The sequence below is a fragment of the Rhizobium sp. R635 genome, from assembly GCF_002211285.1.
In the GTDB taxonomy this organism is placed as follows: Bacteria; Pseudomonadota; Alphaproteobacteria; order Rhizobiales; family Rhizobiaceae; genus Rhizobium.
Map to the genome: position 1 here is coordinate 134,680 of NZ_LOKX01000001.1, position 23,100 is coordinate 157,779.

The window sequence follows — 23,100 nt, forward strand, 5'->3', positions numbered from 1 at the left end:
TTCTCCTATGGATATGAACGAAATCAAAGAGATCTTTTTCCAGGAGTGCGAGGAACAGCTCGCCGAACTGGAATCCGGTCTTCTGAAAATGAACGATGGCGATCGCGATCCGGAAACCGTCAATGCGGTGTTCCGTGCCGTGCATTCGATCAAGGGTGGCGCCGGCGCCTTCGGCCTTGACGACCTCGTAGCCTTCGCCCATGTCTTTGAGACCACTCTCGATTGCGTTCGTTCCAACAAGCTTGAGCCGACCCAGGACGTCCTGAAGGTGATGCTGAAGTCGGCTGACGTACTCGCCGACCTGACGAATGCTGCGCGCGACGGCGGCAGCGTCGATGAAAGCCGCAGCCGCGGCCTCGTCAAGGAACTCGAGGCTCTCGCCAACGGTGAATTGCCGTCTCCCTCGGCTGCCGCAGAGGCTCCCGCGCCGAAGGCCGCCGCAAAACCCGCGCCGGTCGCTGCCGCGCCCGCTCCCAAGCCGACCGACGACAGCGGTTTCCAGCCGATCCCCTTCTCCTTCGACGATTTCGGCGGCGAGGGCGATGCAGATTCCGGCCTGCCGGCCTATGAAGTCATCTTCAAGCCGCGCTTCGAGCTCTATTCCAAGGGCAACGACGCCACCCTGCTGCTGCGCGACCTCTCGCGTCTCGGCGAGATGAGCATCTATTGCAACACGGACGACCTGCCGGGCCTTGAGGAACTCGATCCGGAAGGCGCCTATTTCTTCTGGAACGTGACGATCAAGACGGACAAGGGCGAGGACGCCATCCGCACCGTCTTCGAATTTGCCGAGTGGGATTGCGACCTGACGATAAAGCCGGTCGACGACGCGGCGGGCGATGTACGCGCCAATGAAGAACTGCCGATGGTGCCGGTTCCCTTCGACCTGTCGATCCTGGACGAAACGAGCGCAGCGGAAGAGGTTTCCGCCGGCGCACGGGCTGACGAGACGGCCGCAGCCGTTGCCGCAGCCGAAACCGCTTCCAATGTGACGCAGATGGCCGCAGCTGCCGCCCGTGTCGAAAAGAAGGAATCGGCCGCTGCCGCGGCGGCCGCCGCAAATGCCGCCGCCCAGAACAATGCCGCCGGCGCCGGCCAGACGATCCGTGTCGATCTCGACCGCGTCGACCGCCTGATCAACCTCGTCGGCGAACTGGTCATCAACCAGGCGATGCTGTCGCAGAGCGTCATCGAGAACGACACGACCGGCACCTCCTCGATCAACATGGGCCTGGAAGAGCTGCAGCAGCTCACCCGCGAGATCCAGGACTCGGTCATGGCGATCCGCGCGCAGCCGGTGAAGCCGGTCTTCCAGCGCATGTCGCGTATCGTTCGCGAAATCGCCGACATGACCGGCAAGTCGATCCGCCTGATCACCGAAGGCGAAAACACCGAAGTCGACAAGACTGTCATCGACAAGCTCGCCGAGCCGCTGACCCACATGATCCGCAATGCCGTCGACCACGGCATCGAAACACCGGAAAAGCGCGCCGCCGCCGGCAAGAACACCGAAGGCACGGTCCGCCTCACCGCCAAGCATCGTTCGGGCCGCATCCTGATCGAGCTTGCCGACGACGGCGCCGGCATCAATCGCGAGAAGGTGCGCCAGAAGGCAATCGACAACGACCTCATCCCGGCCGATGCCAACCTGTCGGACGAGGAAATCGACAACTTGATCTTCCTGCCGGGCTTCTCCACGGCCGACAAGATCTCCGACATCTCAGGCCGCGGCGTCGGCATGGACGTCGTCAAGCGCTCGATCCAGGCGCTCGGCGGCCGTATCAACATCACGTCGAAGCCGGGCCACGGTTCGGTCTTCACCATGAGCCTGCCGCTGACGCTCGCCGTCCTCGACGGCATGGTGGTCACCGTCGCCGGCCAGACTCTGGTCGTGCCGCTGACGGCGATCGTCGAAACGCTGCAGCCGGAGGCTGCCGCAATCCACTCCTTCGGCGCGAACCATCGCCTGATTTCGATCCGCAACTCGTTCTGCCCCCTGGTCGATGTCGGCCGTATCCTGAACTTCCGTGCGACCCAGGCCAATCCGGTCGAAGGCGTAGCGCTTCTGGTGGAATCCGAAGGCGGCGGCCAGCGCGCCCTGATGGTCGATGCCATCCAGGGACAGCGCCAGGTGGTCATCAAGAGCCTGGAAGCGAACTACACCCACGTGCCGGGCATCGCCGCCGCCACCATCCTCGGTGATGGCCGCGTGGCCCTCATCCTCGATGTCGACGCGGTTGTCGGCGCTTCGCGCGGCCAGTCGCTCAAGGCGGAAATGTCGTTAGCAGCGGTAGGATAAGGCGATGTCGTACACCGTAAAAAGTCTGAGCGAAGGGGACCGCGAGCTGATCGCGTTCCGCATCGGCGATCAGGAATTTTGCGTGAACATCATGTCGGTTCGCGAAATCCGGGGCTGGACCCCGGCGACCGCGATGCCGCACTCGCCGGCCTATATGCTTGGAGTCATCAACCTGCGCGGCGCCGTGCTGCCGATCATCGACCTTTCGGCCCGGCTCGGCATGAAGCCGGCCGATCCCACAGCCCGTCACGTCATCATCGTCGCCCAAGTCCGGCGCAAGGTCGTCGGCCTCCTGGTCGATGCCGTTTCCGACATCCTGACGGTGACCGACGAGATCATCCAGCCGACGCCCGAGATTTCCTCCGACCTCGAGCGTCAGTTCGCCCGCGGCATCCTCGCCATCGATAAGCGCATGATCTGCCTGATCGAACTCGAAGCCCTCTTTTCCGAAACCGAAAGCGAAGCCGCATGAATGCAATGGGCGCAAAAGATCAGAGGCAGGGAGCCGACGAGGTCCTGGCGAGCGGGGAATACCCGCTGACGCGCCGCGATCTCACGGAAATCGCCGCGATGATCTATTCGGATGCCGGCATCTTCCTCAACGAGACGAAGGCTTCGCTCGTCTATTCGCGCCTGTCGAAACATATCCGCAATCTCGGCCTGTCCGGTTTCCGGGAATATTGCGCCCTCGTCGCTTCGCCGGCCGGTGCTGCGGCGCGCCGCGAGATGCTGTCGCATCTGACGACCAATTTCACCCGCTTCTTCCGCGAAAACCATCATTTCGAGCATCTGCGCGACCATGTCCTGCCGGAACTTCTGCAGCGGGCGAGGTCCGGCGGCAGGGTGCGCATCTGGTCGGCCGCCTCCTCCGACGGGCAGGAGCCCTATTCGATCGCGCTGACGGTCTTGTCGCTGATGCCGAACGCCGCCGACTACGACTTCAAGATCCTGGCGACCGACATCGACCCGAAGATCCTCGCGATCGCCCGCGCCGGCGCCTATGACGAAGCCGCGCTCGAAACCGTATCGCCCGCTATGCGCAAGCAGTGGTTCAGCGAAGTTGAGGTGCAGGGCCGCCGGAAATTCCAGGTCGACGACCGCGTCAAGCGGCTGATCACCTACAACGAGCTGAACCTGATGGCGCAGTGGCCGTTCAAGGGCAAGTTCGACGTCATCTTCTGCCGCAACGTCGTCATCTATTTCGACGAGCCGACGCAGATGAAGATCTGGCAGCGTTTCGCCGGCCTGCTGCCGGAAGGCGGCCATCTCTATATCGGCCATTCCGAGCGTGTGTCGGGCGAGGCGAAAAACGTCTTCGACAATATCGGCATCACGGCCTATCGCTACACGACCAAGGGTCTCGGGAGGAAGGCATGAGCGCGCCGGCAAGGGTTCTCGTTGTTGACGACTCGCCGACGATGCGCGGTCTGATCACCGCTGTCCTGAGTTCGGACCCCGAGGTCAACGTCATCGGCCAGGCCGGCGACGCGCTGGAAGCGCGCGAGGCGATCAAGCGGCTGAATCCCGATGTCGTGACGCTCGATATCGAGATGCCGAACATGAACGGCCTCGATTTCCTCGAAAAGATCATGACGCTGCGGCCGATGCCGGTCATCATGGTATCGACGATGACGCATCGCGGCGCCGAGGCTACCCTTGCGGCGCTGGAGATCGGCGCTTTCGACTGCGTCGGCAAGCCGGCGCCGGGCGAGCCCAGGCCCTTCGGCGACCTTGCCGAGAAGGTCAAGGCGGCCGCGCGCACGCAGCGCCAGTTCTCTCAGCCGGCCGCCGTCGTCGCGCCGCCGCCCTCCGTCGCCGATTTCCGCGTCGGCCGCAAGATCGTCGCGATCGGCTCGTCGACCGGCGGGGTCGAAGCTTTGATCGCCGTGCTGCAGAAGTTTCCGGCAAATTGCCCGCCGACCGTCATCACCCAGCATATGCCGCCGACCTTCACCAAGAGCTTCGCCGAGCGCCTCAATCGCCTCTGCGCGCCGGTGGTGCAGGAGGCGACGGACGGCGCCCGCCTCGAGATCGGCAAGATCTATCTGGCGCCCGGCGGCGAGCGTCATCTTCAGGTGAGCGGCGCCTCCGCGCCGTGCTGCCGTCTTATCGACCGGCCGCCGGTCAACGGGCATCGCCCATCGGTCGACGTGCTCTTCGATTCGGTCGCAGAACTGGCGGGCCGCAACGCCGTCGGCGTGATCCTGACCGGAATGGGCCGCGATGGCGCGGCCGGATTGTTGAAAATGCGCCACGCCGGCGCCAGAACGCTCGGCCAGAACGAAAAAACCTGTGTCGTTTACGGAATGCCAAGGGTTGCTCATGAACTTGGCGCCGTTGAGCAGCAGCTGCCGCTGTCTGCCATCGGTGAGGAAATATTGAAAATGACAGCCGCCCGAAAGGAAGGGACCGAATAATGTCGATCGCGGAGAAAATCAAAGTTCTGATCGTCGATGATCAGGTAACGAGCCGGTTGCTGCTCAGCGATGCGCTGACCCAGCTCGGTTTCAAGCAGATCACGTCCGCAGGCGACGGCGAGCAGGGCATGAAGATCATGGCCGAGCAACCGCACCACCTGGTAATCTCGGACTTCAACATGCCGAAGATGGATGGCATCGGCTTCCTTCAGGCCGTGCGCACCAATCCCAACACCAAGAAGGCGGCCTTCATCATCCTCACCGCCCAGGGCGACCGCGCGCTGGTGCAGAAGGCGGCCCAGCTCGGCGCCAACAACGTGCTCGCAAAGCCGTTCACGATCGAAAAGATGAAGGCGGCTATCGAAGCCGTGTTTGGAGCCTTGAAATGATCAATGAGGGGGCAGCCCGCCGCGTGCACATCATTCAGGGCGAGTACAAGGTTCTGAGCGACCCGAATGCGGTGCTCTCGACCATTCTCGGCTCGTGCGTGGCTGCGTGCCTCCGGGACCCCGTCGCCGGTGTCGGCGGTATGAACCACTTCCTGCTGCCCGGTTCGGCCACATCGCCGATGTCAGGCGGCGATGCCACGCGCTACGGCGTGCATCTGATGGAACTGCTGATCAACGGTCTCCTGAAGCAGGGCGCCCGGCGCGACCGGCTGGAGGCGAAGATCTTCGGCGGCGCGAAGACGATCTCGACATTTTCCAATGTCGGTGAGCAGAACGCGGCCTTCGCCATGCAGTTCCTGAGGGATGAAGGCATTCCGGTGGTCGGCTCCTCCACCGGCGGAGAACATGGACGCAAGCTTGAATATTGGCCGGTCTCCGGTCGTGCCCGGCAATACCCCCTGACCGGCGCCGAAACGCAGAAAACCGTCGCTCTCGAGCAGCGTCCCGCCGCTCCGCAGAAGCCCGCCGAAACCAGTATCGAATTTTTTTGATGGCGAGGATTTTCATATGACCTTTACCCCGGTGATCGAGCCGCCAGCGCCTGTCGAGGCGCTGAGCGACATCCTGATGCGCATCGTTTCCGAACTGCACGATGTTGCCTACCTCATCGAGCGTATCGAACCGCAGCTTCTCGACCTCGGCGGCGCCGAGATCCTGAACTCGCCTGACGCCATGAAGGTCATGCAGGGTATCGATCTGGCCGTGCAGAAGTCGCGCGGCATTGCCGAATTCATCGACACCATCACCGGCGAAATCCCGCATGGCTGGACGGTCGATGTCGCCACCGCCCTCAGCCTCGTCAAGCTGGCGGAGATGCAGAAGGCTCTGGGCGGCGCCCTGCGCCACGGCCATTCCCAGCCGCTGAGCAAGGCCGCCGGCGACTTCGATTTCTTCTAATTCTTGTCGCCCGGAAGCGTGCCGCGGTTCCGGGATGACGGCCTGCATGAAAACAAGGAGCTTTCCGCTCCGCTCGCGCTTCACGAAACGCTCGCACAAGTTTCGCCGATTATTCGTCAGATGAGGCAATAAGCCTGCTTTGTCTTTGACGGATCGTGCGAGAACAGAATGAATCTGTTAAATCAATTAGTTCAGATTTTTAAGAACTTTGGCGCCCTAGGCCGAACACGGCTGATGATTCTCGGAGGCGTCGGCGCCGTTTCCATCGCAATCGTCCTTGCGGCTGCCCTTTTCGTCAACAAACCGGCACAGGAAACGCTCTACGTCGGCCTGGATTCGCCGGATCTCAACCAGATCAGCATGGCGCTTGCCGAAGCCAATATCAATTTCCAGGTCGGCACGGATGGCTCCAGCATCACCGTCCCGGCAGGGATGACGGGCAAGGCCCGCCTGATGCTTGCCGAGCGCGGCCTGCCGAACAGCGCCAATGCCGGTTACGAACTCTTCGACAATGTCGGCTCCCTCGGCCTGACCTCCTTCATGCAGGAAGTGACGCGGGTTCGGGCGCTCGAAGGCGAAATCGCCCGCACCATCCAGTCGATCTCGGGCATCACGGCCGCTCGCGTCCATATCGTCATGCCGGAAGTCGGTAACTTCCGGAAGGCCGAACAGAAACCGACCGCCTCCGTCATGATTCGCGCAAGCGCTGCCACCGGACGCGGCGCGGCGACGTCGATCCGCCACCTCGTCGCCTCGGCCGTACCGGGGCTTGACGTCGACGACGTGACGATCCTCGATTCCGCCGGTCAGTTGCTCGCATCCGGCGACGAGACGAGCAACAGCTCGCTGAACCGCTCGCTCAACATCGTCCAGAACGTCCAGCAGGAAGTCGAATCCAACATCGACAAGGCCTTGGCGCCCTTCCTCGGCATGGACAACTTCCGCTCCAGCGTCACCGCCGATCTCAATACGGATGCCCAGCAGATCCAGGAAACGGTCTACGATCCCGAATCCAAGGTCGAACGCTCCGTCCGCTCGACGAAGGAAGCCCAGCAGTCGCAGCAGAAGCAGTCCGACAGCGCCACGACCGTCGAGCAGAACATTCCCCAGGCCGCTCCCGATGCGGGCGGCGCCGGCGGACCGGAATCGCAGGACAAGTCCGACAAGCGCGAAGAGCAGACCAACTACGAAATCAACAGCAAGACGACGGCGACGACCCGCAACAGCTACAAGGTCGAGAAGCTCTCGATCGCCGTGGTGGTCAACAAGGGCCGCATCTCGAAAATGGTCGGTGAACCCGCCGATCAGGCCAAGGTCGACGCCTATCTCGCCGAAATGCAGAAGATCGTCGCTTCGGCGGCCGGCATCGATGCCAAGCGTGGCGACGTCGTCACCGTCACGGCCATGGACTTCCTCGAGAACCAGCTGCTCGAAGAAGCCAGCGGCGGCGTCCACGTCATGGACATGCTGAGCCGCAACCTCGCCGGCATCATCAACTCGCTCGCCTTCGTCGCAGTCGCCTTCGTGGTGGTCTGGATGGGCCTGCGGCCTCTGGTGCGCAGCGTCAGCGGCAACGGTTCCAGCTCGGTACTCGGCGACGCCACGCCGGAAGCGGCCGGCCTCGAACTGCCGGACTTCGCCCCGGCGGCCGGAGCGCCCGGAGGGGCACTCATGGACGGCTTCGGATCCGACTTCGGCTTCGACAGCACCGAGGATCTGCTCAGCCTCGGCGACGACGACGGCAACTTCAATCGCCGCGTCAAGGAAGGCCCGGAACGCAAACTTTCCCGCATGGTCGAGATCAACGAGGAGCGCGCAGCGAAAATCCTCAGGAAATGGGCAATCGACGACGCAGCATAAGAAAGAGGCCGGGCAACCGGCCTTTTTTCATGTTCGCGCTGGGCTTAGCCCGGCCGCGTTGAAACGCCGTCCTGGAGAAACTGGATAAAACTGTTGAGGATCACTCGCGTAAAACGCGAATGAAGTTGCGATACAGCCAGAATCATCTTAGCCTTCCCTGTATTCTGAGGGGCGCAATTGGTCCTCGAATCACGGCACGAGCGGCAGCGAAAGTAAATCCCTAGAAGTCGGAGATGGTGATTTACATCGGCTGACTTACCCTTAGGTGATTCGAAATGGGATTCGAGCGGGGCTTGAGTTGAATCCTTTACAAAAAAAATGCTGTTGCACCGAGTTTGATCGTTCCTCAGCCGCAGGAAATTGCCAATGGAAATGACGATATTTCAGGCGAGCAAAGGCGAGAGGCAAATGGCGAATTTCGCGAGCGTGGTGGCACCGGCTTTATTGCCGCGCGACGAGCTGATTCAGCGCCTGCACGGTGTCGCCGACACTGGGAGGTTGCAGTCCGGTCTGCGTGCGCTGACCGAATATGTCGGTGCTTCGCACTATCTTCTGGCGCGCTGTGATCTCATCCAGGAAAACGGCCTCGATTTCATCGTTTCGTCGGATTGGCCGTTCGATCTGGTCAAGGATATCGCCAACGATCTGGTCAGCGGCTATGCCCGTTCGACCGAGCTGGAAAAATGCATGCAGGTCTTCCAGCCGAACTTCGCTCTTCTGCCCGATGACGCCGATGTGCCGGATGGCGCCAGCCGCCAATATTGTTCATTGACCTTCAATGTCGGCCGGTCGCGGCTGGCTTTGATGTTCCTGTTCGGCGAGGGGTTCATCCTTTCGCCGGAGCGCCTGCGGGACGTGGGGCTGCTTGCGGGTTATGTCGCCAGCTTCCTGCGCTGCGGCGGCACACGGGTCGATCGCGATTTCGAACTGACGGACCGGGAGCTGGAATGCCTGTTCTGGATCGCCGAGGGCAAGACCAGCGATGAAATCGCGATGATCCTCGGAATCTCCCGCAATACCATCAACAATTACATCACCAGCGTGATGCGCAAGACGGCGACCAAGACCCGGTCCGAGGCCATTGCCTTCGCCGTCCGCAACAATCTCGTATAGGGGGCTCCATGGCGCATCCATCATCAGGCAGGACGATGAGCAGCGCGGAGCAACTGCGCATGGTGCGTGTGAACAGGATTTCCAGCCGGTCCGACCTGTTCCCGCGGCTGATCGCGATGCAGAAGCTCGCTGATGCCCAAGGCTTTGCGATCTTTCGCGTCAGCGGCTCGGGGCTGCCGGCAAAGCAGCGCCTGGTCTGCGAGCTTGAGAACTGGGGCTCAGCCAATGCCGGATTCGGCAAGGCCTTCACGGATGCCTACGGCGATATTCTTCTCGATCATATCGATAAATCGCTGCTGCCGCTCTCATGGGCCGGCGGCTACGATCGCGCGGCACCGGGCCCGGCGGATTTCTCGCCGTTCATGACGCGGCTGCAGGACGGTATCCTGCCTTTTTCCGGCCTCGCCTTTCCCGTGCGGCTCGGCGCCGTCGGCAACGGCTTCATCCTTTTCACCGGCGATGAGATCGATCCCTCGAGCGATACGATCGTCGAATTGCACGGGCGCTGCTGCCATATCATGATGGATCTGCTCTCGCTCGATGAACGCCGCACGGCTGCCGCTGAGGCGCTCAGCGAACGCGAGATCGCCTGTCTCCAGCTTGCCGGCGACGGTCGCATCAGCGAGGAGATTGCCGAAAAGCTCGGCCTGTCGGTGCACACCGTAAACGCTTATCTCGGCTCGGCGACCATCAAGCTCGATTCCGTCAATCGCATTCAGGCGATCGCCAAGGCGATCCGGCTCGGCTACATCAGCTGAACCGGATGGATCGGCTCTTTCGAAAGAGCGGATGAAAGCTTTCTTGTCTTGAAGACGTCAGCCGGCCAGGGCCTGCGGCGGCTGATTCACGTTGTAGCGCGATTCCCGAAGGCTCTTTGCCAGGAAGCGGGTATTCTCATCGGGATCGGCCGAGGGATCCTGAAACGCGATGTGGTTGATCTCGATGCCGGCGTGGTCTTCGGCAAGGGTGAGCTGCGCGTAGACGGTGACGCCGCGCGGCTTGATCTCCAGATCGAGAACGACCTCGGGCTTGCCGCCCCACTCCAGCGTATAGTTCCCGCCAAGGCCGAAGTTCACCGTGCCCGGATGAAAGAAAAGCTCCGCCGCCGAAGCGACGAGATCGGAGAGATTGCCGTAATACTCGAAGCGCAGCAGTGAAATGAGGTCAGAAGCATCCAGAAGGCGCAGTTCTGTCGCGACCGGGCTGATCGCGTTGGCGAGGATCTTTTCACGTTGGGCAGAGTGAGGGCATTTTTTCATTCGGCTTATCTTACCCGTTTGTTCTTGGCGTTTGCGGCGTAGACCCGATGGATCAGCTCCGCAACGGCCTTATAGAAGACTGACGGTATGACACTATCGACCGAGACTTGCGCAAACATGGAGCGGGCAAGCGGCGGATCTTCGAACACCGGTATGCCGTTTTTCTCGGCGATCTCCCTGATCTTCAGCGCGATGAGGTCCTGGCCCTTGGCCAGCACCACCGGCGCGTCGTTTTCCTCGCGCGCGTAGCGCAGCGCCACCGCATAGTGCGTCGGGTTGGCGATGACGAGCGTCGCGCGGTGCACGTTGGCGATCATGCGCCGGCGCGCGCGGTCGCGCATCAGCGAGCGCTGCCGGCTCTTGACGAAGGGGTCGCCTTGCGCCTGCTTGTTTTCTTCCTTCACCTCATGCCGTGTCATCTTCAGTTCGGTGAACCAGTGATGCCGCGACCAGAAAAGATCGGCGATCGCGACGATCGCGGTGGCGATCAGCATGACGATGATGATCTTGCGCATCGCCGTCGTCATCCGCACGAGGATCGTCTGCGGATCGGAGAACATCGCGTCGATCGAGCTGAAATATTCGCTTCTCAGCACGAAGAACAGAATCACCCCGACGATGACGACCTTGAACAGCGATTTTCCGAATTCGATGAGGCCGGGCAGGCTGAAGAGCCGCGACCAGCCTTTGACGATGGAGATGCGAGAGGCCTGCGGCCGGATACGCTCGAGCACGGGCGTCGGCAAATTCTGGAAGATGGAGGAGGCGATGCCGAACACCATGAACAGGATGAAGGCAGGCGCCAGCAGCGCAGCGCTCGCCCAGCCGAGCCGGATGAAGAGCGCCAGAATATCCGGCCCCGTTTCTATCTTCCACTGGTCGGGCTGCTCGAAGATGTCGCGCAGCGTCTCGTTCATGCGCCCGACGGCGTCAGGAAGGAAGAACACTAGATAGATGAAGGTGGCGAGAATGGTCGAGAAGATCGACAGCTCGCGCGAAAACGGCACATTGCCTTTCTCCGCGGCATCGCTTCGTTTCTTCGCGGTCGGGGCTTCTGTTTTGCTGTCCTTGTCATCATCTGCCAAGTCGCGGCCCTCCGTCAAAGAAACAGGCCGCAGCCGATGCATGCCGCCCGAAAGCGTGCAGCGGTTTTGGGATGACGATATGCATCAAAGCAAAAACCTAAAGCGCCTCGCATGATTTAAGCATACGAGGCGCTTTGGAGCACGACCTATCATTGGAAGGGTAATCGCCCGTGACACGGCGATCAACAGCCGCCTTTCGGCATGCTTGATTTGTCAACAGTCTCGAAGAGTTAGGCGGCCGCCGAAGCGTCGCCTTCCTTCTCCTTGAGCTCGATCTGGCCCGAGTTGGCCAGGCGAATCGCTTCCTGCGCCACGGCGCGGCGAGCGATGGCGATCTCGCGCGGATTGACGCCGCCCATGCCGCTCTGCAGATCCGATTCGATCATGCGGCGCTGGCGTGGGCTGATGGCGGACAGAACCGATTCGCGGATCTCGGGGGGCGCACCGCGCAGCGCGACGGTAAGCACATCCGTCGAGATGTCGTTGAGCAGCATGACACGGCTGCGCTGCGGCATGTACATGAGGTCTTCGAAGAGGAAGATCTTCGGGCGGACCTTGTTGACCGATTCGCGGCTGATCGATTCGAGCGAGGTGAGCAGCGTGTCGACCTGCGGCTTGTCGAGCTCGTTCATCAGGTCGGCGACCTTCGTCGAGCCGGCCGCATTGCGCTCTGCCTCGACTTCGGCGAGCAGCGTCATGACCTGGTTTTCGATGATCTGCGCGGCCTTCGGGCTGACGGTCTTCATGTTGACCGTGCGGTTCATGATGTCGGCGCGGCGATTGTCGGGAAGCTGCAGCAGCACCTTGGCGCCGAAGGAGGAGGGCATCATCGAAAGAATATAGGCGACGGTCTGTGGATGTTCGCGCAGCAGGAACTGTGCGACGAACCCGGGCTCGGCTTCGCTCAGACGATCCCAGATCGAAGTCTCGTAGGCCTGGAATGCGGTGCGGCGGCCGAGCAGGCTGTCGACTTCGTCGGGCGTCAGGCCTTCTTCCAGAATGGCCTCGATCGCCTTGGCGTTGTCCATCAGGCCGGCGCCCTCGGTGAAGAGGTCTTCGAATTCGCCTACGAGCGACAGCAGTTCGTCCGGCGGAATGGCGCGCAGCGACTGGGCGGATGAGATAATGGTCTGCAATTCGGCCTGGGTGAAATATTTCAACAGCCGGCCGGCGACTCCCTTTCCCATAGCGAGAAGAACAGCCGCCGCCTTTTCAGCCTGGGTCAACGGTTTCCCGGCTAGCGCGCCGCCGAAATCGTCAAAGTCCATCATGGTCTAACCTCTCCGTCCCACACAGGGATCAGGCTTTCTTCGTGCTCAAAACTTCTATCAGTTTCACACCGAATCGCGTGTCGTCGTTATCAAGCACCGTAATCTCGCCGCGTGCAATCCTGCGGCCGTTCACCATAATCTCGACCGGTTCGCCGATCTTCTTGTCGAGGGCGATCGTCGCCCCTTCGTTGAGATTCATCAGGCCGGAAACCTGCATCCGGCTGGTGCCGAGCATGATCTGGACATCGATCGGAATGTCCATGATCAGTTCGAAGTTCGAACTCAGCGCGCTGCCGAGCGGAGCTGGCGACGCCTCGAACGATGAGCTGCCGCCGAAATCCATCCCTGCAGCCGGGCTGGCATTGCCGGCGCCGAAATCGCCGCCGAAATCGTCGCCGCCGAACGGGGAATCCGAAACCTCGCCGCCGAAGGCGGCCAGATCCGTTCCTGCTGCGAAAGCATCATTCTCGAGGTCGCCGCCAAACTGCGACAGGTCGCCGTCGGCATCCTGCTTCAGCACGCCGCGCAGATCGTCGATCGCCTGGTCGAGATCGGCCTCGCTGCCCGGAACGTCCAGGGGGAAGTCGCTGTTCTGCTGTGTTTTCTTCGTTGCCATGAAATCACTATTCCAGTTGAAACTTGCCTCAAACTGCCTTTGCAGCCCAAAAGCCCGAGAACCGATTAATTCATTAAATGACGGATGAGTTCGTCATCCGAATTCATCGTATCCTTGACGCGGACCATGTAGTTTTCGCCTGAACGTCCGAACTCGCACACGTAAAGTTCCTTGCTGTTGGCGCTGACCTCGACGCGAACGTCTTCGCGGTCGCGGAACGGAATGACGTCGCCGACCATCAGCTTCGATATAGTGCGCAGCGTCAGATCCTGTAGCCTGATCTTTGCCTCGAGCGTGACATGCGAGCGGCGGACCTGGTCGCCGAGCTGCTCGGTCCATTCCGGCGATTTGTTGGCGGCCTGGCGCTTCGGCTTCGGCGGCGTCACGTTGGTCTTGAGCAGCGCCGTCTGAGGAACGATCAGCGAGAATTCGGAAACGATGCCGGCCAGCGTGATCGACATGTTGATGGCGGCGGCGAACTCATCCGGCCGGTCTTCCGGCGGCCGGGCACGGGTGTCATGGGCGTGCGGAGCCGACAGGCTGAGTTCGAAACCGCCCGGCGCGTTGACGGCGGACCGCAGCACCTTGGCGATCTTGTCGAAGATCATGACCGCGAGGTCGAGTTCGATGACCGACAGCAGACGGTCGGCCGGTTCCTCGATCGTATCGGCCGTGGCGCCGAGCAGGTGCTCCATCAGCGTGATGACGAAACCGTTGCCGCAGGCGAAGGTGATGTTCTGCGACCAGTTGCGCAACACCGCGTCGACGAGCGTGACGTTGGCGCTCAGGTCGTCGATCAGGTGGTTCTTGTAGCCGATCTCGCAGCCGAGATAGTTGACCGTCACGTCGAGGCCGGTCTCGCTCTTGATGACGTCGGGGAAAAATTCGCTGTAGACGTCCCCGAAGGAGCTGCAGATCTTGGCGACCCTGCCTCTGTCGCCGAGCCCGCCTGTCAGCTTGGCGAGAAGGGCAGGATCCATTGCCGGTTTGTCATGCGAAGCATTGCTCATAGTCATTTAAGCCGCCTTGTTTTCGCCACCTGGGTTCATCATTTCCTGCTCGACTGCATCGATCGACGGACGCTCGTAGGCCGAGATCGTCTTGCGGCCGTATTCGAGAGCGACCTGCGGCACCGAGCCGTTCATGTAGGCAAGCAGCGTCTGCTTGACGATGACGTAGAGGCGGTGCTGCTTGTTGCGCACGATCTTGATCTGGGAGACCAGCGGCGAGCAGAGGCAGTAGGACAGGAGAATGCCGAGGAAGGTTCCGACGAGCGCCGAGCCGATCAGGTGACCGAGTACCTCAGGCGAATCGTTGATGTGGGCCATCGCCTTGATGACGCCGAGAACAGCCGCGACGATACCGATCGCCGGGAAGGAGTCGCCCATGATCTGTATCGCGTGGTACGGCTTCATCTTGTCGTGCATGATGGTGTTGAGCTCTTCGTCCATCAGCGCCTCGATCTCGTGGCTGCGGGCATTGCCGATGATGATCAGGCGCACGTAGTCGCAGATGAAGGCGGTCAGTTCCTTGTTTTTCAGAACGGTCGGAGCCTGCTGGAAGATCGTCGATTCGGCCGGATTGTCGATATGGGCTTCGATTTCGTTTCGCGACTTGGTGCGCAGGTCGCGCATCAGCGAATAGAGCACGCCGAGCGTATCGAGATAATTGCGTTCCTTGGGAACGGCGTGCTTGAAGGCTTCGCCGAGCGCCTTGCCGGAATCCTTCACCACCTTCATCGGGTTGGCCATGATGAAGCTGCCGAGGCCGGCGCCGCCGATGATGACGAATTCGAAGGGCTGGAACAGCGCTTCCACGTGGCCGCCCATCGCCATGAAGCTGCCGATGACACAGCCGCAAGTCACTATAAATCCGATAATGATGTTCATCGTCAGCCCAATCTGAACGTTGCTTTTCTTTGAGACCGATAGGGTTTCTGCCTTGCGTGAGGCTGATGAAAGGGCCGCTCGTGAGGCCATTGCGCGTGCCAGCTTCGCGCAAGCATCTGCCGTCAGGCTAAAGGTGACGAATGGGTGTCCGCACCCGTTTCTGAGATGCCGCCTCAGCGAATCCCGGCCGAACCAGATCAAACGACGCCCGGTTTTTCGTTCCGTTCATCGCCAATGCTTGGAGCTTACCGACATGCAATCCGGTCTTTATGTTTCTCTGTCGTCGCAGATGGCGCTGGAAAAGCGCCTGAACACCATCGCAGACAACATGGCGAACGTGAACACGACCGGTTTTCGCGGCACCGAGGTGAAGTTCGACGAGATGGTAACGAACACCAAGAACAAGCTGAATACCAAAATCGCTTTCGTTTCACAGGGCAACGACTATCTGAACGAGCAGAACGGCGAATTGCAGCACACCGGCAACATGCTCGATTTCGCCATCAAGGGCGATGCCTGGTTTTCGCTCGATACGCCGGCGGGCCGCGTTCTGACGCGGGATGGCCGCTTCACGATGAAAGAGACCGGCGAACTCGTCTCGATCCGGGGATATCCGGTTCTCGACGCCGGCGGCGCGCCGATCCAGCTCAACACGACAGGCGGCGAGCCGGCCGTCGGCACCGACGGCATCATTTACCAGAACGGCCGTCAGGTCGGCTCTCTCGGCCTCTTCGAAGCGGATATCAGCAAAGGTTATCTGCGGTACGAAAACAGCGGCATCATGACCACCGAGCAGCCGCGCGCCGTCGTCGACCGCTTCAACATCGGCGTCGAGCAGGGTTATCTCGAAAATTCCAACGTCAACGCCATGCGCGAGATCACCCAGCTGATCGAAGTCAACCGCGCCTTCGAAAGCATTTCGTCGCTGATGCGTGACAGCGAGGATTCGTTCAAGGAAGCCGTCCAGACGCTCGGAGGCAGCCGCTAGGGCGGGGTTGAAGAATGAGCAGCACGCTACTGTCCGAAGATAGTCTTTCCCCGAAGCTGACGCATCTGGCGGGCCTCGTCGATCGATACGTGTCGCCGGAGTTCGCCGTCGCCCATGGCGGTCGCGTGCAGACCATTGCCGCAGGCCATTACACGGTGCGCGGCCTTTCCCGCCATGTGCGTCTGGGGGAATTCGTCGCCCATAAATCGGCGACCGGCATCCATCTCGGGGAGGTCGTGCGCGTCGAGCCGGATCTGATCTATGTGTGCCCGATCGAACCCGGCGAGCCGATCGGCATTCACGATACGGTCATCCGCAAGGGCGCCTTCCGCATTTCGCCGTCGGACAGCTGGTGCGGGCGCACAATCAATTCGCTCTGTGAGCCGATCGACGGGCTGGGCCCGATCACCGAAGGGCTCGACCGCCGCTCGATCTCCAATACCGCGCCGCCTTCGATGACGCGCCAGCGCGTCGAAACCGGCTTCAAGACCGGCGTGCGCGCGATCGACATCTTCTCGCCGCTCTGCCTCGGGCAGCGTCTCGGCATCTTCGCCGGTTCCGGCGTCGGCAAATCGACGCTTCTATCCATGCTCGCCCGCGCGGACGCCTTCGACAAGGTGGTGATTGCGCTCGTCGGCGAACGCGGCCGTGAAGTGCGCGAATTCATCGAGGATACGCTCGGCAGCAATATGAAGAAGGCGATCGCCGTCGTCGCAACCAGCGATGAAAGCCCGATGCTGCGCAAGATGGCGCCGCTGACGGCGGTCACCATCGCCGAGCACTTCCGCGACAAGGGCGAGAACGTCCTCTTCATCGTCGACAGCGTCACGCGTTTCGCCCATGCCATTCGCGAGGTGGCGACGGCTTCCGGCGAGCCGCCGATCGCGCGCGGTTATCCCGCTTCCGTCTTCACCGAGCTGCCGCGCCTCCTGGAACGCGCCGGTCCCGGCCCCGAAGGCGCCGGCACGATCACCGCGATCATCTCGATCCTCGTCGACGGCGACAACCACAACGACCCGATCGCAGACTCCACGCGCGGCATCCTGGACGGTCATATCGTCCTGCAGCGCAGTCTCGCCGAAGAAGGGCGCTATCCGCCGATCGATCCGCTCGCCTCGATCTCGCGTCTCGCCCGAAAAGCCTGGACGCCGGACCAGGAAAAGCTGGTGTCGCGGCTGAAGGTGCTGATCCACCGGTTCGAGGAAACGCGCGACCTGCGCCTGATCGGCGGTTACCGCCAGGGCGCCGACCCCGATCTCGATATGGCGGTCAAGCAGGTGCCCATCATTTACGACGTTCTGAAGCAGTCTCCCGGTGACCGCGAATCGGCCGATGCCTTCGCCGATCTCGCCGGCGCGCTCAAGGCTGCGGCCGGCATGGGCAATCAGGGCGCACCCATCCAGAGGAGATAGACGTGGCTGAATTCGACGACGAACGCATCGCTTCCCTGAAGCCGCGCAGGAAGGCCGTCATTCTGGACCGGCTTCTGACGTTTGCCGGCCTGGCGCTGGCCGGCGCGTCGGCCTTCTTTCCCTGGTACGTCTTCTTCAACGAGGACAAGTTCGGCATCAACGTCGCCACAAGCGACAACGCCCGCGAGCTGCCGGATTGGCCGGCCCGCAACGTCTTCAGCGTCTCGCCGCTTGCCATGGTCAACAAGAACGAGGCGGACAAGAAGGTTCCGCCGATCGATACGCTGACGACGGCGACCGTCTCCAATCTCGGCAAGGAGCGTGATGGCGCCATGCTGAAGGAGGATCAGCCTTTCCCCGGCAAGTCTTCCTTCCGCCTGCTGCACGTTTCCAACGGCCGGGCGCTGATCGAGGATCCTTCGGGCATGTATGTGGTGCGGATCGGTTCGATCCTGCCCGACGAGAGCCGTCTCGCAACGCTCGAGCAGCGCGACGGCAAGTGGGTGATCGTCACGTCCAAGGGCGAAATCTACCAGAACAACTGACGCCGTTTGCAGAAGCATGAGGCAACAGGGGCTCCGCCGCGAACCGGCCGGAGCCTCTTCCTTTTGGAGGCCGCTTTCGCCCAAAGCCCTCAAAGCCTGAATTCCCGTAAGTCCCACGCAAGATTACCCCACTAGGTTCGGGACAGTAAAAACGGAGAGTTCTCATGCAACCGATCCAACTTTTCGACTTGGCTTCGCGGCAGGCGGAATGGCTGACGATCCGTCAGCAGGTTGTTGCCGGCAACATCGCGAATGCCAACACCCCGAAGTTCCACGCCAAGGACGTCACGCCCTTCGACGCCGTGCTGGATAAGTCCGAGATCACCATGGCGCGCACCAATCCGGCGCATCTGAGCGGCAACGATTTCAGCGAGAGCGGCGATATCGACGTCAAGGATGCCGCGCTCGATCAGGAAATCGGCATTCAGGAATCCGGCAACACCGTCGGTTTGGCCGAAGAACTTTCCAAGTCCGGCGATATCAAGCGCCAGTACGATCTGAACACCTCGCTGGTCAGCTCCTTCAACCGCATGATGCTGATGACCGTCAGGAAGTAAAAGTCATGGATCCGCTTTCAGCAGCAATGAAAATCGCCGGTTCGGGGCTCGAGGCACAGTCGACGCGCCTGCGCATCGTCTCGGAAAACATCGCCAACGCCCGCTCGACCGGCGACACGCCCGGCGCCGACCCCTATCGCCGCAAGACGATCACCTTCGGCCAGCAGATGGATCGCACCAGCGGCGTCGAGACGGTCAACGTCAAGAAGGTCGGTGTCGACGAAGGCGATTTCAGCACGGAATTCGACCCCAGCAACCCGGCTGCGGACCAGAAGGGCGTCGTCAAGCTGCCGAACGTCAATATCCTGGTCGAGATGGCCGACATGCGCGAAGCCAACCGCTCGTATGACGCCAATCTGCAGACCATCAAGCAGACCCGCGACCTCATCTCCTCCACGATCGATCTCCTGAAGAGCCAATAATAATGATCAGCAGCGTCCAGAATGTCAGCAATCTTTCCATGACCCGCGCGCTCGGCGCCGTCGACGCCGAAAATTCCACGTCGTCGTCTGCCGCAGCCACCATGCCGGGCACCGCGGGCGCAGCCAACGGCATGAGCTTCGCCTCTGTCATGGGCAACATGGCGACCGACGCCGTCAACAGCCTGAAGGGCGCGGAAAGCATGTCTTTCGCCGGCATCAAGGGCACGGCGACGACGCGTGAAGTCGTCGATTCCATGCTGCAGGCCGAACAGACGCTGCAGACCGCGATTGCCATCCGTGACAAGGTCGTCTCGGCCTTTCTCGACGTCACCAAGATGCAGATGTAACTGATTTGAGGACGAACAGATGAGAGCGCTCGCCATCGCAGCAACGGGCATGGATGCCCAGCAGACCAATCTGGAAGTCATCGCGAACAACATCGCGAACATCAACACGACGGGCTTCAAGCGAGCCCGCGCCGAGTTCACAGACCTTCTATACCAGACCGAACGCGCCAAGGGTGTCGCCAACCGCGCCAACCAGGCCGTCGTTCCGGAAGGCGCCAATATCGGCCTCGGCGTTCAGACCTCGGCTGTCCGCAACCTGCATCTCCAGGGCGAACTTACCCAGACCGGCAACGACCTCGACGTGGCGCTGATCGGCAAGGGCTTCTTCCAGATCCAGTCGACCGATGGCACCACGCTCTACACCCGCGCCGGCGCGTTCAACAAGAACGACCAGGGCCAGCTCGTCACCATCGACGGCTATGAGGTCCTGCCCGGCATCACCATCCCGCAGGGCTCGACAGAACTGACGATCAGCCGCTCCGGCGAAGTGACCGCCAAGCTGCCAGGCCAGACCGATCCGACCACGCTCGGCCAGCTGACGCTCGCCGATTTCGTCAACGAGGCGGGCCTTCAGCCGATCGGCGACAACCTCTTCCAGGAAACGCCGGCATCCGGCGACGCCGTCATCGGCAATCCCGACGAGGAGGGCTTCGGCTACATGAAGCAGGGCTACCTGGAATCCTCGAACGTCGACCCGGTGAAGGAAATCACCGAGCTGATATCGGCCCAGCGCGCTTACGAAATGAATTCCAAGGTGATCACGACAGCTGATGAAATGGCCTCCATCGTCAGCAAGAACCTGAAGTAAGGGGAAGGGCCGAAACATGATGTTTTGCCGGGTAGGACGCATCTCAGGATGGGTGGCGGCAGCCACGATCGCAATCGCGGGCATCGTTTTGCCCGTGAATGCGGATGCCGGCATGGGTTATGCCGTCGTCCCGACGACGATCATCTACCCCGGCGACACATTGTCGGGCAGCCAGCTTCAGGAAGTCGAGGTCACCAATCCCAACCTCGCCGGCGATTATGCCAAATCGATCTCGCAGGTCGAAGGCATGGTTTCCAAGCGCACGCTGCTGCCGGGCCGCACGATTTCGGTTTCGGCGCTGCGCGAGCCCTATACGGTGACGCGCGGCTCTTCGATCCGCCTGGTCTTCTCTCTCGGCGCAATGACGATCTCCGCCGCCGGCACGCCGCTCGAAGACGGCGCGACGGGGCAGCTCATCCGCGCACGCAATATGGATTCCGGCGTCATCGTCAGCGGCACGGTGCTTGCGGACGGCACGGTCCATGTGAGGGCAAAATGAAATTGTTCTTCCGTTTCCTTACCCTTGTCGCGGTTCTCGCCATGAGTTTGGCCGATGTCGCGCCTGCCTGGGCGCTGACGTCCCGCATCAAGGACATCGCCTCGCTTCAAGCCGGTCGCGACAACCAGCTGATCGGCTACGGCCTCATTGTCGGCCTGCAGGGAACCGGCGACGGTTTCCGCTCTTCGCCCTTCACCGAACAGTCGATGCGGGCGATGCTGCAGAACCTCGGCATCTCGACGCAGGGCGGCCAGTCCAATGCCAAGAACACGGCAGCCGTGATGGTCACCGCCAACCTGCCGCCCTTTGCAAGCCCCGGCAGCCGCATCGACGTCACGGTGAGTTCGCTCGGCGACGCGACGTCGCTGCGCGGCGGCACGCTCGTCATGACCTCTCTCTCTGGCGCCGATGGCCAGATCTATGCCGTCGCGCAGGGCGCCGTCATCGTTTCCGGCTTTCAGGCGCAAGGCCAGGCGGCGACTGTGACCGAAGGCGTCACCACCGCCGGCCGCGTGCCCGGCGGCGCGATCATCGAGCGCGAACTGCCGTCCCGCTTCAAGGACTCGGTCAACCTCGTCCTGCAACTGCGCAACCCCGACTTCTCCACTGCGATCCGCATTGCCGACATCGTCAACGGTTACGCCTCGGCGCGCTTCGGCGGCCCGGTGGCGGAGGCGAAGGATTCGCAGGAAGTGGTGGTCCAGAAGCCGCGCGCGGCCGATCTCACCAGGCTGATGGCCGACATCGAAAATCTCATCGTCGAAACCGACACGCCGGCCAAGGTCGTCATCAACGAGCGCACCGGAACGATCGTCATTGGTTCGGATGTTCGCGTCTCGCCGGTCGCCGTCAGCTACGGCACCTTGACGGTCCAGGTCACCGAAACGCCGCAGATCATCCAGCCTGAGCCCTTCTCGCGCGGCCGGACCGCCGTCCAACCGCAGACCGATATCGCGGCGGAGCAGACCGGCGGACGCGTCGCCATCATCGATGGCCCCGACCTCAGAACCCTCGTCGCCGGCCTCAACAATATCGGCGTAAAACCGGATGGCATCATCGCCATTCTCCAGGGCATCAAATCGGCGGGCGCCCTCCAGGCGGAGCTTGTGCTGCAATGATTGGTATCATCAACCTTGATATGACGGTCCTGCAGCTGCTGCGCCGGCTGGCGCTGCCGGCGGCAGGCCTCGTTCTTCTGTCGATCCCCGGCGCCTTCGCGCAGGAGCATCCGGAAGGCGCGATCACCTCTCAGGACGAGATCAAGCAGTTCTGCACGAACATTGCCGATCCCGCCCGCGACCAGCGTTATCTCCTGCAGAAGCAGGAACTGGAAAGACTTCGCGCCGACATCGACGCCCGCATGGCCGAGATGGACAAGCGCAAGGCCGAATACCAGGACTGGCTCAAGCGCCGCGACGATTTCCTGAAGCAGGCGGAAGCCGGCCTCACCGAAATCTATAAGAAGATGAAGCCGGACGCGGCGGCACTGCAGTTGCAGGACATGAAGATCGAAGTGGCCTCCGCCGTTATCATGCGGCTCGGGCCACGCCAATCGAGCCTCATCCTCAACGAGATGGATCCGCAGAAGGCTGCGGTCATCGCCAACATCATCGCCAGTGCGTCCGATCCCAATACGTCGAAGGATCCTTCATGAATATGCGTCTCACGGCTGCGATCGCCGCCCTCGCACTCCTTGCAGGCTGCCAGACTCCGACGGCGGTCAGCGAGATCGGCCGCGCGCCTGCCATGAGCCCGATCGGCAGCGGCCTGGCTTACGGCCAGACGCCGCAGATGGCGCTCTATCCGAAGCAGCCGCGCGCCGTCGCGCAGGGCTATTCGCTGTGGAGCGATTCGCAGGCCGCTCTTTTCAAGGATGCGCGCGCGCTTAACGTCGGCGACATCCTGACCGTCGACATCCAGATCAACGACAAGGCTTCCTTCGACAACGAGACCAACCGCAGTCGCTCGAATTCGAGCGGCATGAACTGGGACGTCAACGCCCAGATCTTCGGCTGGACACCCGAGTCCAAGACCGACCTGACCTACGGTTCCGACACCAGCACCGACGGCAAGGGCAAGATCGAGCGCACCGACAAGATCACCCTCCTGGTCGCGGCCGTCGTCACCGGCATCCTGGAAAACGGAAACCTCGTCATCTCGGGCTCGCAGGAAGTGCGTCTGAACCAGGAACTGCGCATCCTGAACGTCGCCGGTATCGTTCGCCCGCAGGACGTCAATGCCGACAACCAGATCTCCTACGACAAGATCGCCGAAGCCCGCATTTCCTATGGCGGCCGCGGCCGTCTGATGGAAGTGCAGCAGCCTCCGCGCGGCCAGCAGGCCGTCGACCTTTTCTCACCGCTTTGA

The 23,100-nt window shown here is 61.7% G+C and carries 27 protein-coding genes; 21 read left to right on the forward strand and 6 right to left on the reverse strand.

What is annotated here, in order from left to right; genetic code table 11:
- The first annotated feature begins 7 nt into the window (after positions 1 to 7).
- From ATY78_RS00625 to ATY78_RS00670, 10 genes are all read left to right on the forward strand, one after another.
- The gene (locus tag ATY78_RS00625; protein ID WP_088680416.1) at positions 8 to 2,299 is read left to right on the forward strand and encodes a chemotaxis protein CheA; all 2,292 of its coding nucleotides are present in this window, start codon (positions 8 to 10) and stop codon (positions 2,297 to 2,299) included.
- A gap of 4 nt (positions 2,300 to 2,303) precedes the next feature.
- Positions 2,304 to 2,771 carry a chemotaxis protein CheW gene (locus tag ATY78_RS00630; RefSeq protein ID WP_088680417.1) on the forward strand — a complete coding sequence of 156 codons (468 nt, stop codon included), beginning with the start codon at positions 2,304 to 2,306 and terminating at the stop codon, positions 2,769 to 2,771.
- Complete coding sequence (gene cheR, locus ATY78_RS00635; protein WP_088680418.1) at positions 2,768 to 3,676, forward strand: protein-glutamate O-methyltransferase CheR; 909 nt, start codon at positions 2,768 to 2,770, stop codon at positions 3,674 to 3,676. Before ATY78_RS00630 ends, cheR begins: the two co-directional genes overlap by 4 nt.
- Positions 3,673 to 4,716 (forward strand): protein-glutamate O-methylesterase CheB, encoded by a 1,044-nt coding sequence (gene cheB, locus ATY78_RS00640; protein ID WP_088680419.1) that lies wholly within the window; start codon positions 3,673 to 3,675, stop codon positions 4,714 to 4,716. The genes cheR and cheB overlap by 4 nt, the downstream gene beginning before the upstream one ends.
- Positions 4,716 to 5,105 (forward strand): response regulator, encoded by a 390-nt coding sequence (locus ATY78_RS00645; RefSeq protein ID WP_003556488.1) that lies wholly within the window; start codon positions 4,716 to 4,718, stop codon positions 5,103 to 5,105. The genes cheB and ATY78_RS00645 overlap by 1 nt, the downstream gene beginning before the upstream one ends.
- Complete coding sequence (cheD, locus tag ATY78_RS00650) at positions 5,102 to 5,656, forward strand: chemoreceptor glutamine deamidase CheD (RefSeq protein ID WP_088680420.1); 555 nt, start codon at positions 5,102 to 5,104, stop codon at positions 5,654 to 5,656. The genes ATY78_RS00645 and cheD overlap by 4 nt, the downstream gene beginning before the upstream one ends.
- Before the next feature lie 16 nt (positions 5,657 to 5,672).
- Entirely contained in the window at positions 5,673 to 6,062 is a 390-nt protein-coding gene (locus tag ATY78_RS00655; protein ID WP_088680421.1) for a hypothetical protein, read from the forward strand.
- 168 nt (positions 6,063 to 6,230) lie between these two features.
- Positions 6,231 to 7,922 (forward strand): flagellar basal-body MS-ring/collar protein FliF, encoded by a 1,692-nt coding sequence (fliF, locus tag ATY78_RS00660; protein WP_088680422.1) that lies wholly within the window; start codon positions 6,231 to 6,233, stop codon positions 7,920 to 7,922.
- Between the two features lie 366 nt (positions 7,923 to 8,288).
- Positions 8,289 to 9,035: a LuxR C-terminal-related transcriptional regulator gene (locus ATY78_RS00665; RefSeq protein ID WP_088680423.1), complete on the forward strand. Its 747-nt coding sequence runs from the start codon at positions 8,289 to 8,291 to the stop codon at positions 9,033 to 9,035.
- A gap of 8 nt (positions 9,036 to 9,043) precedes the next feature.
- Positions 9,044 to 9,793: a helix-turn-helix transcriptional regulator gene (locus ATY78_RS00670; protein WP_088680424.1), complete on the forward strand. Its 750-nt coding sequence runs from the start codon at positions 9,044 to 9,046 to the stop codon at positions 9,791 to 9,793.
- A 57-nt stretch (positions 9,794 to 9,850) separates the two neighbouring features.
- Here the strand turns inward: ATY78_RS00670 and ATY78_RS00675 are convergent, their stop codons facing one another.
- From ATY78_RS00675 to motA, 6 genes are all read right to left on the reverse strand, one after another.
- Entirely contained in the window at positions 9,851 to 10,294 is a 444-nt protein-coding gene (locus ATY78_RS00675) for a hypothetical protein (protein WP_088680425.1), read from the reverse strand.
- A 5-nt stretch (positions 10,295 to 10,299) separates the two neighbouring features.
- Positions 10,300 to 11,379 (reverse strand): flagellar biosynthesis protein FlhB, encoded by a 1,080-nt coding sequence (gene flhB / locus ATY78_RS00680; RefSeq protein ID WP_088680426.1) that lies wholly within the window; start codon positions 11,377 to 11,379, stop codon positions 10,300 to 10,302.
- A gap of 230 nt (positions 11,380 to 11,609) precedes the next feature.
- The gene (gene fliG / locus ATY78_RS00685; protein WP_088680427.1) at positions 11,610 to 12,650 is read right to left on the reverse strand and encodes a flagellar motor switch protein FliG; all 1,041 of its coding nucleotides are present in this window, start codon (positions 12,648 to 12,650) and stop codon (positions 11,610 to 11,612) included.
- A gap of 28 nt (positions 12,651 to 12,678) precedes the next feature.
- Complete coding sequence (gene fliN, locus ATY78_RS00690) at positions 12,679 to 13,266, reverse strand: flagellar motor switch protein FliN (RefSeq protein ID WP_088680428.1); 588 nt, start codon at positions 13,264 to 13,266, stop codon at positions 12,679 to 12,681.
- Between the two features lie 65 nt (positions 13,267 to 13,331).
- Positions 13,332 to 14,282: a FliM/FliN family flagellar motor switch protein gene (locus ATY78_RS00695; RefSeq protein WP_088680429.1), complete on the reverse strand. Its 951-nt coding sequence runs from the start codon at positions 14,280 to 14,282 to the stop codon at positions 13,332 to 13,334.
- On the reverse strand, positions 14,283 to 15,155 hold the full coding sequence (motA, locus tag ATY78_RS00700; RefSeq protein ID WP_088680430.1) for a flagellar motor stator protein MotA: 873 nt from the start codon (positions 15,153 to 15,155) through the stop codon (positions 14,283 to 14,285). It abuts the gene before it with no gap.
- A 253-nt stretch (positions 15,156 to 15,408) separates the two neighbouring features.
- Between motA and flgF the strand changes: the two genes are divergently transcribed.
- The 11 genes from flgF (at position 15,409) to flgH (ending at position 23,100) form a co-directional block, all read left to right on the forward strand.
- A complete protein-coding gene (gene flgF, locus ATY78_RS00705) occupies positions 15,409 to 16,143 on the forward strand; it encodes a flagellar basal-body rod protein FlgF (RefSeq protein ID WP_088680431.1) in 735 nt (244 codons plus the stop codon).
- Between the two features lie 14 nt (positions 16,144 to 16,157).
- Positions 16,158 to 17,555: a flagellar protein export ATPase FliI gene (fliI, locus tag ATY78_RS00710; protein WP_088680432.1), complete on the forward strand. Its 1,398-nt coding sequence runs from the start codon at positions 16,158 to 16,160 to the stop codon at positions 17,553 to 17,555.
- A gap of 2 nt (positions 17,556 to 17,557) precedes the next feature.
- Complete coding sequence (locus ATY78_RS00715) at positions 17,558 to 18,100, forward strand: flagellar protein (RefSeq protein WP_088680433.1); 543 nt, start codon at positions 17,558 to 17,560, stop codon at positions 18,098 to 18,100.
- Between the two features lie 164 nt (positions 18,101 to 18,264).
- Positions 18,265 to 18,657, forward strand: a complete 393-nt coding sequence (gene flgB / locus ATY78_RS00720) for a flagellar basal body rod protein FlgB (protein WP_088680434.1) — start codon at positions 18,265 to 18,267, stop codon at positions 18,655 to 18,657.
- Between the two features lie 5 nt (positions 18,658 to 18,662).
- The gene (gene flgC / locus ATY78_RS00725; RefSeq protein WP_028755550.1) at positions 18,663 to 19,079 is read left to right on the forward strand and encodes a flagellar basal body rod protein FlgC; all 417 of its coding nucleotides are present in this window, start codon (positions 18,663 to 18,665) and stop codon (positions 19,077 to 19,079) included.
- Between the two features lie 2 nt (positions 19,080 to 19,081).
- Positions 19,082 to 19,426: a flagellar hook-basal body complex protein FliE gene (locus ATY78_RS00730; RefSeq protein WP_088680435.1), complete on the forward strand. Its 345-nt coding sequence runs from the start codon at positions 19,082 to 19,084 to the stop codon at positions 19,424 to 19,426.
- Between the two features lie 19 nt (positions 19,427 to 19,445).
- Complete coding sequence (flgG, locus tag ATY78_RS00735; protein WP_088680436.1) at positions 19,446 to 20,234, forward strand: flagellar basal-body rod protein FlgG; 789 nt, start codon at positions 19,446 to 19,448, stop codon at positions 20,232 to 20,234.
- A gap of 16 nt (positions 20,235 to 20,250) precedes the next feature.
- Positions 20,251 to 20,733, forward strand: coding sequence for a flagellar basal body P-ring formation chaperone FlgA (gene flgA, locus ATY78_RS00740; RefSeq protein WP_088680437.1), 483 nt, complete (start codon positions 20,251 to 20,253; stop codon positions 20,731 to 20,733).
- The gene (locus ATY78_RS00745) at positions 20,730 to 21,851 is read left to right on the forward strand and encodes a flagellar basal body P-ring protein FlgI (protein ID WP_088680438.1); all 1,122 of its coding nucleotides are present in this window, start codon (positions 20,730 to 20,732) and stop codon (positions 21,849 to 21,851) included. The genes flgA and ATY78_RS00745 overlap by 4 nt, the downstream gene beginning before the upstream one ends.
- Positions 21,848 to 22,387, forward strand: coding sequence for a MotE family protein (locus ATY78_RS00750; RefSeq protein ID WP_088680439.1), 540 nt, complete (start codon positions 21,848 to 21,850; stop codon positions 22,385 to 22,387). Before ATY78_RS00745 ends, ATY78_RS00750 begins: the two co-directional genes overlap by 4 nt.
- Positions 22,384 to 23,100 carry a flagellar basal body L-ring protein FlgH gene (gene flgH / locus ATY78_RS00755; protein WP_088680440.1) on the forward strand — a complete coding sequence of 239 codons (717 nt, stop codon included), beginning with the start codon at positions 22,384 to 22,386 and terminating at the stop codon, positions 23,098 to 23,100. Before ATY78_RS00750 ends, flgH begins: the two co-directional genes overlap by 4 nt.